The following is a 3,196-nucleotide window of genomic DNA, read 5'->3' on the forward strand; positions in this document are numbered from 1 at the left end:
ACCCTGCAGCCATCGCCGCCCCCGCACCGGCCGAACAGCTCCGTGAGGTACTCGCGGGCGGACTGGGGCGGCGTGTCGCGCCCGTCCAGGAACATGTGCACGCGCACGTGGGGGATGGCCTGCGTCTGGGCCAGCTCCACGAGGGCCAGCAGGTGGTCGTCCACCGCGTGCACGCCGCCGGGGCCGATGAGCCCCATCAGGTGCAGCGTCGTCCCACGCTCCTTGACCGTCCGCAGCAGGTCCAGGAAGACGTCGTTGCGGGCGAACTCGCCGGACTGGATGGCGCTGGTGATGCGCTGCAGCGACTGCATGACCACGCGGCCGGCGCCCAGGTTCATGTGGCCCACCTCGGAGTTGCCCATCTGCCCCTCGGGAAGCCCCACGGCGGGCCCGTGCGTTGTCAGCCGGGCGCGGGGATGGTCGCCCCCTTCCCACAGGTGCTTCCAGGTGGGATTGTCGGCCTCGGTAACGGCGTTGTCGGGGGCCGGATCGCGCAGGCCCCAGCCGTCCAGGATCACCAGGCAAACGCGCGGCTGCGTCGTGTCAGGCATGTTGCAGAGAGGTCGGTCGGACGTTTGGATTGACAAGGCCGTGACGGCGTGCATATCTTGGCCCCGATCCCGTTGAAACGCACCGCAAGCTAGAGCGCGCCCGGAGGGTTTCGCCACCCCCGGCCCGTTCTCGTGCGTTTTGGCGCCAGGAAACGTTTTCGGCCGCTCCAACCGCCCGCGCCGTCCCGGCGCGCGGCCCTGCCGGACCGACTTCCGCGCATCTGCGCGCCGGCCACCGCGCCGGTCCCGGTCCGCACGAGCACCATCCCGAAACACAATCCATCGCACCGGGTCCGTCCCTCGCCGAACCCGGCTCAAACCCGCAGTCCGCAGGCTACGCAGGACTCGCACAGGAGTACTCATGCATCCACGCCGCCGCCGCAACACCGCCCTTTCCGTCGCCGCGCTCGCGCTCGCGGGCACCACCCTGGGCATGTACGCGCCCAGCAAGGCCCTTTCGCCGCTCACCTGGTCGTCGTCGTCGGGCTCGCCGGGCGCCGTGGTGGAGCACGGGAGCGACGCCGTGGTGCGCGTGGCCAGCCGGGTGTTCGGCCTGAGCGGGCGCCTGCGCGTGGTGGTGGCCGACCCCAGCCAGACGGTGCAGCTGCCCCTGGAGTGGGTGCAGGCGGCCAGCCCGCTGGACGTGGCCTACCGCTGGGAGCCCGTCTCGGGCACGCAGATGCGGCTGCTGACGGGCGAGGGCCAGCTGGCGCACGGGCTGTTCGCCCCGGGCTCGGCGGGCATCTGGCGGCTCAACCTGCGGGGGAGCGACTGGGCGCAGTCGCTGGAGAACCTGTCCGTCATCACCCGGGTGCCGTTCGCCGAGAAGCGCGGCGGGTACCTCAACGGCTACCGCATCGGCACCTACCCCACCGAGACGGCCCCCCGCGGCGCGTCGTACGCGCCCCCCGCCGGCTTTATCGAGGTCACGCCCGAGAACCAGGACCTGTTCGTCAGCGAGCACTTTCGCCTGCGCAACTTCCTCACCAAGGACCAGTTCAGCGTGTGGCCCAAGTACCTGGCGCTGGACCTGCGGCTGATCGACAAGCTGGAGCTGGTGATCCAGGAGCTCAACGCCATGGGCATCCGCGCGGAGCACGTGGCGGTGATGAGCGGGTTCCGCACGCCGGCGTACAACATCCAGGGCGTGGGCGAGGGCGGCCGGGCGCTGCTCAGCCGCCACACGTACGGCGACGCCAGCGACGTGTGGATCGACAACGACCAGGACGGCTACATGGACGACCTGAACGGCGACGGCCGCCGCGACACGGAGGACGCGCGGGTCATGCTGCGCGCCGTGGACCGCGTGGAGCGCCGCTTCCCGGAGCTCACCGGCGGCGCGGGCATCTACCGCGACAACGGCGCGCACGGCCCGTTCATCCACATCGACGTGCGCGGCAACCCCGCCCGCTGGTAGGACTTCGGTACGAAGGTACGGGGTACGAAGGTACGAGGATGCACGAGGGCCGGCTCCCGCGGCGGATGCCTGGCCCTCGTCCGTTGCGGTGATGCGGATCGGTGGATCGGGCGATGTAGCCGATCGGCAGATGCGGCGGATGCGGCGGATCGGCCACTCGCGCTGTCGGTAGATCAGGATCAGCGGGTCGATTGACGCGGACCGGCGGACGGTGACGCAGCGGATCGGACCGGCGGATCGGCAGGTGAGAGCGGACGCCGAGCCCACGCCGAGCGATTGAAATCGCCGCTGGAAAATCGCGAAGTCCGCCTGCGCGGACTGCCCCAGAGAGGGCCGGCCGATGTGCACCGGAACGGCGTTGGAGCCGGTAAAATTCCGGGATCGCGAGGTGATCGCGCGTTGCCGGGTCCGTCCCGTATTGGCAGTTGAAGCCCTGTTCGCAGAGCGCGTCGGCGCGAGACAGGGCTTATCGCCCTCCCAGCGGCGGGTTTACCCGCTCAGTCTGGGGCTCCGCGCCTTTGGCATGGGCCTCCGCGTCGCGGATCTCCAGGCCGCTGGCCGGGGCTTCCGCGCCGGGACGCGCATCGCCGCCCTGGTGCCCGCGCCGTGCGCAATTCCCGGTTCAGAGAACATCGCAGGCCGACGATCCTTTTCCGATGAGCATCCAGCCCGCCCAGGAATCCGATTTCCACGCCATCGTCCGCCTGCTGGACGAGACAGCGCTGCCGCACGCGGACCTCACGCCCGAGCACCTGGCGCACTTTCTCGTCGCGCGTGACGGGGACACGGTCGTGGGCGTCGTGGGGATGGAAGCGCGCGGGGACGCGGCGCTCCTGCGCTCCCTCGCCGTCGCGGCGGACCGGCGGGGCGGGGGATGGGCATCGCGGCTCGTGGACGCGCTCGAGGCACGGGCCCGCGAATCCGGCATCCGCACGCTTTACCTGCTGACGACGACGGCGGAAGGCTTCTTCGCCCGCCGCGGCTACCAATCCGCCGAGCGGGACGCGGTGCCGGACGCCATCCGCGCCACGGAGGAGTTCCGCGGCATCTGCCCCGCATCCGCCGTCTGCATGGCCCGGCCCCTCGTCCCCATGGCCGAGCCGGTGCCCGTCAGCTGATCTCCATCCGCTGACTTCGGTTGATCGTGATCGGCTGATCTCGGTCGGCCGAAACGGATCCGCTGATTTGAGGGACCGGCCGGATCCGGGGATGCAGATCCGCCCGCCCC

General features: G+C 70.9%; 2 protein-coding genes and 1 pseudogene. 2 read left to right on the forward strand and 1 reads right to left on the reverse strand.

What is annotated here, in order from left to right; genetic code table 11:
* Positions 1-551, reverse strand: a pseudogene (locus VFZ20_RS06675) (2,3-bisphosphoglycerate-independent phosphoglycerate mutase); the annotation flags it as partial.
* Positions 552-912: 361 nt separating this feature from the next.
* Here VFZ20_RS06675 and VFZ20_RS06680 point away from each other — a divergent pair.
* Positions 913-1,968: a hypothetical protein gene (locus VFZ20_RS06680; RefSeq protein ID WP_329683064.1), complete on the forward strand. Its 1,056-nt coding sequence runs from the start codon at positions 913-915 to the stop codon at positions 1,966-1,968.
* 656 nt (positions 1,969-2,624) lie between these two features.
* Entirely contained in the window at positions 2,625-3,086 is a 462-nt protein-coding gene (gene arsN2 / locus VFZ20_RS06685; protein ID WP_329683065.1) for an arsenic resistance N-acetyltransferase ArsN2, read from the forward strand.
* Positions 3,087-3,196 lie beyond the last annotated feature (110 nt).

Source organism: Longimicrobium sp. (genome assembly GCF_036280135.1).
Lineage (GTDB): Bacteria > Gemmatimonadota > Gemmatimonadetes > Longimicrobiales > Longimicrobiaceae > Longimicrobium.

Coding starts and splice junctions, on each gene's coding strand:
- VFZ20_RS06680 (WP_329683064.1), top strand. CDS start 913: ATGCATCCACGCCGCCGCCGCAACACCGCCCTTTCCGTCGCCGCGCTC.
- arsN2 (WP_329683065.1), top strand. CDS start 2,625: ATGAGCATCCAGCCCGCCCAGGAATCCGATTTCCACGCCATCGTCCGC.